This is a genomic window from Kitasatospora sp. NPDC047058 (assembly GCF_040643935.1).
In the GTDB taxonomy this organism is placed as follows: Bacteria; Actinomycetota; Actinomycetes; order Streptomycetales; family Streptomycetaceae; genus Kitasatospora.
The window spans coordinates 1-4,827 of record NZ_JBEYVJ010000463.1 but is presented as its reverse complement, the minus strand read 5'-3'; the positions used below and the strand labels follow the sequence as shown (position 1 = coordinate 4,827).

Annotated in this window: 3 protein-coding genes; all 3 read left to right on the top strand. The window is 77.3% G+C overall.

Annotation, left to right across the window (positions count from 1 at the left end; translation table 11 throughout):
- The first annotated feature begins 113 nt into the window (after positions 1–113).
- The gene (locus tag ABZ885_RS35460; protein ID WP_360198207.1) at positions 114–1,448 is read left to right on the top strand and encodes a hypothetical protein; all 1,335 of its coding nucleotides are present in this window, start codon (positions 114–116) and stop codon (positions 1,446–1,448) included.
- 363 nt (positions 1,449–1,811) lie between these two features.
- Complete coding sequence (locus ABZ885_RS35455) at positions 1,812–2,048, top strand: MbtH family protein (RefSeq protein WP_360198204.1); 237 nt, start codon at positions 1,812–1,814, stop codon at positions 2,046–2,048.
- A gap of 80 nt (positions 2,049–2,128) precedes the next feature.
- Positions 2,129–4,827, top strand: a 2,699-nt coding sequence (locus tag ABZ885_RS35450; RefSeq protein WP_360198201.1) for an AMP-binding protein, incomplete at its 3' end; no start/stop codon positions are given.

Genomic DNA, 4,827 nt, shown 5'->3' with positions numbered 1-4,827 from the left:
GACCTCCCGGTCCGCGCCCGGCCGGGCTGTGCCGTCCTGCCCGCAGGCAGCCGCCCGCGGCACCGCCCCACCGGGCCGTTCCCGGCCCGGCCGCCCACCGAACGGAGCGACCCGTGACCACCGCCCTCTCCCCCGCCCCTGCCACCGGCCCGGCCGCCGCACCCGCCGCCGACCCGGCCCACGCCGGCGGCACGGCACCGGCCCGGACGTCCATACCCGGCACCGCCGCACCCGCCCCCACCTCCGCACCCGCCGCACCCGAACCCGCCCCGGCATCCGCCGCGCCCGCCGTGCCCGACCCCGTCCCCGCCGTCGATCCGGCCCGCGCGCCCGGTGTCGGCGGCCCGAGCCTGGCCGCCGCCCGGCCGGACCCGGCCGATCCCGACCCGCGCCGCGCACTGGCCGAGCTGGCGCGCTGGCAGGCCGACGGCCGGGCCGCCGACCGGTTCCCGTACCGGGCCGTGCTCGGCCACTACCGGGCGGTCGGCAAGAACGCGGTCGGCGCGGAGCTGCTGACGGCCCTGCGCGCGGTCGGGCCGGCCCTCGCCGAGGCCGGCGGCCCCGCGGCGCGGCTGCTCGCGGACTGGCTGCCCCAGGTGGTGGACGGCCGTCAGGGCGACTACGACAGCTACCTGGGCAGCCCGGTCTACGCCTCGCTGACCGCGGCCGGGGCGAGCGCCGACCAGGTGATCACCGCCCTGCTCGCCGACGTGGTGGCCACCGAGGCCGCGACCCTCGCCGGGGCCCCGGCCGGCCTGCCGCGCACCCGGGCGGCCCTGCGCGCCCTCACCGCGGTGGCCGGCCTCCCCGCCGGGCCCGGGGCCCCGGCGGAGCCGGCCGAGCTCGTCCGCGCCTGCGCCGAGGCGGTCGCCACGGCACGCGACGCGGTGCCGGCCGGGGTGCTGCAGGCGGTCGAGCTGACGCTGACGCCCACCACCCGCGGCCACGACGAGCAGATGTTCATCCGGGTGATCCAGATCTTCGAGGCCGTCTTCGCCGCGGTCGCCGCCGCCGTACGGACGGCCATCGCGGCCGTTGCGGCCGGCCGGGCCGAACCGGCCCGGGAGCAGCTGGCGGAGGCCACCCGGCAGGTGGCCGGGACGTCCGCGGTGTTCCGGGTCCTGACCACGATGCCCAAGGACGCCTTCGCGGTGATCCGGGCCAACACCGACGGGCGGAGCGCGGTCCAGTCCAGGGCGTACCGGGCCGTCGAGAACTCCTGCCCGGAGCTGCACCGCGCACTCCTGGACAGCGGCCTCCCGCAGGACGGACTCAGCGCCGCCATGGCCGGGTTGGACGACGCCTGGGGTGCGATGAAGCGCACCCACTGGGGCATCACGATGAAGATCATCGGCTCGGTCCGGGGCACCGGCGGCACCGCCGGCGCCTCCTACCTCCGCGAGGCCGCCGAGGCCCGGCTCTTCCCCGCCCTCGACCGGGTGGGCTGAGCCCGCCCGTCAGGCCGACGGCTTCAGCCGGCGTTCAGTGGGCCGTCAGTGCGCGGCCGGTACGCCGCCGGTGCCGCGCCGGAGGAGCGCCGGAGACACGTCCGCACCCGCCCAGGACGGCCCCAGGCCGGGCAAAGGACCGGCCCAGACCCGGCCCAGACCCGGCCCAGACCCGGGTCAGGCCGGACCAAGGGCGCGGTCAGGGCGGAACGACAGCATCGATGACAGGTCGACCCGGCCCGTACGGCCGTAGCGGCCGGCGAGCGGAACGCCCGTCAGCGGCCCCCCGAATCACCGGAACCACCGAATCACCGGAACCACCGGAACCACCGGAACACCCATCCATCGGATCGGAGCGCAGTCATGAGCAACGAGGACACCACCGTCTACCAGGTCGTCGTCAACCACGAGGAGCAGTACTCGATCTGGCCCGCCGACCGGGAGCTGCCGGCCGGCTGGCGCGCCGAGGGCCCCCGGGGCGAGAAGGCGCACTGCCTGGCCCACATCGACGAGGTGTGGACCGACATGCGGCCGCTGAGCCTGCGCCTGGCGATGGCGCAGCAGGACGCCGAGGCCGCGGCGGTCCCGGCCGCGGGCTGAGCACGGGGCGGCCGGACGGAACGGCCGCCGGGCAACGGCAGACACAGGGCATCGGACACCGAACGGTGAGGGAAGAACGCGTGGACCCGCGACTTGAGCACCAGGACTGGATCTCGGCGATCGCCGCCACCGCGGCGGCGGATCCGGACCGCACGGCCTTCGAGTTCTCCGGGAGGGAGGACGCTCCGGCCGAGCGCCTGAGCTACGGACAGCTCGACCGGCGGGCCCGCGCGGTCGCCGCCCGGTTGCAGCGGCTCGGTCTGACCGACCGTCCGGTGCTGCTGCTCCAGCCTCCGGGCCTGGACTACGTCGTCTCCTTCGTCGGCTGCCTGTACGCGCGGGCCGTCGCCGTACCGGTGTACCCGCCCAACCGCCGGCCGCGCTCGCTGGAGCGGCTGGTCGACATCGTCGCGGACTGCGGGGCGACGGTGGCACTGACCACCGCCGCCGTCCGGGACCGGCTGCTGCCCGGTGACCCGGACGGCGCGGTGATGGACGTGCTGCGGCTGCTGGCGACCGACCGGGTGCCCGGGGAGGAGGCGGAGGACTGGGTGCGCCCGCAGGTCGGCGCCGGCACCGTGGCGTTCCTCCAGTACACCTCCGGCTCCACCTCGGCCCCGCGCGGCGTGGTGCTGACGCACGGCAACCTGCTGCACAACTCGGCGCTGATCCAGCGGGCCTTCCGCACCACCGGCAGCACCCGCGGCATGTCCTGGCTGCCGCTCTTCCACGACATGGGCCTGATCGGCGGCATGCTCCAGCCGCTGTACTACGCCGGCTCCTGCTCGCTGATGGCGCCCACCGCCTTCGCCCAGGACCCGCTGCGCTGGCTGCGCGAGATCAGCCGCACCCGGGCGACGGTCAGCGGCGGACCGAACTTCGCCTACGACCTGTGCGCCGACCTGGCCACCCCCGAGGTGCTGGCCGGGCTCGACCTGAGCAGCTGGGAGGTGGCGTTCAACGGTGCCGAGCCGGTGCGTGCCGAAACCTTCCGCCGGTTCGCCGCCGCCTACGCTCCGGCGGGCTTCCGGGCCGAGGCCTTCACCCCGTGCTACGGGCTGGCCGAGGCCACTCTGATCGTCTCCTGCAAGCCGCACGGCACCGCCCCGGCCCGCTACCTCGCCCCGAACTCCCTGCTCGCCGGCGCCTCCCACAGCGGCGACGCCGGCACCGCGGGCACCGGGGCCGGTGCGACCGACACCACCGCCGCCCCCGCCGGGACCACCGAGCTGGTCAGCAGCGGGCGCCCGGACGCGTCCCAGCGGCTGGAGATCGTCGACCCGGTCACCCGTCGGCCGGTGCCCGCCGGCGCGATCGGCGAGATCTGGCTCTCCGGCCCGAGCGTGGCCCAGGGCTACTGGAACCGTCCGGAGCACAGCGCGGCCACCTTCGGCGCCCGCCTCGCCGGCCCGGAACCCGCCGACGATGCCGACGATGCCGCCGGCGCCGACGGCCACGCCTTCCTCCGCACCGGCGACCTCGGCCTGCTGCACGAGGGCGAGCTGTACGTCACCGGGCGGCTCAAGGACCTCGTCATCGTCCGCGGCCGCAACCACTACCCGCAGGACATCGAGCAGACCGTCGCCGCCGTCCACCCCGCGCTGCGCGCCAACTGCGGTGCCGCCGTCCAGGTCGAACTGGCCGGTGCAGCTGAGCTGGTGATCGTCCAGGAGGTGGCGCGCGACCACCAGGACGGCGAGCTGCCGGCGCTGGCCCGCGCGGTCCGCGAGGCGGTCGCCGAGGCGCACGGGGTGCGGCCGGCGGCGGTGGTGCTGATCCGCGCCGCGACGCTGCCGCGCACCTCCAGCGGCAAGGTGCAGCGCCACGTCTGCGCCGCCTCCTACCGGGACGGCGGCCTCACCGCGCTCGCCCACAGCGGCCGTCCGCAGGGCACCACGGACGAGCGCCCGGCGGACCTGGACGCCGGGGCGCTGCGGGCGGCCGGCCCGGCGGAGCGCCCGGCGCTGCTGCTCGACGCGCTGCGCACGCTGCTCGCCGCCCGGCTCGGACTGTCCGCCGCGGAGCTCGCGCCCGGGCAGCGGCTCGCCGAACTGGGCCTGGACTCGCTCGGCGCGGTCCGGCTGCGGCACGAGCTGCGCGCCGCCCTGGGCGTCGAGCTGGGGTTGACCGAGGCGCTCGCGCTGGACCTGGCCGGCCTGGCCGGGCTGCTCGCCGAACGCCTCGGCGAAGCCCCCGCGGAGACCCCGGAGGCCGCCGCAACGGACGCGCCCGACCCGGCCGCCGGGCCCGGCGACCACCCGCTCTCCCCCAACCAGGCCGCACTCCGGCTGCTGCACCAGGTCGCCCCGGAGAGCCCCGCCTACCTGGTCTCCGCCGCCTTCCGGGTGCCCGGCGGACTCGACCCGGCCGCCCTGCGCACCGCCCTGGACGGCCTGGCCCGGCGGCACGCCGTCCTGCGCACCACCTTCCCCGGGACGGCGTCCGGTCCGGTGCAGCGGGTGCACGCCGAGCTCCCGCCCGACTTCGAGCGCCTCGACGCCTCCGGCTGGAGCGCCGCCGAGCTGGCCGGGCGCCTGACCCGGGCCGCCGAGCAGCCCTTCGACCTGGAGACCGGGCCACTGCTGCGGGCGCGGCTGTTCACCGGCGCCGGGGACGGCGACCGGCTGGTGCTGACGGCCCACCACCTGGTGGCCGACCTGTGGTCGCTGTCCCTGCTGCTGGACGAGCTGGCCGCCGCCTACCCGGCGGCGACCACCATGTCGCGGCCGATCAGGGCGCCGGGGGTGACCCGCCAGACGTCCTTCTCGCCGCCGTCCTC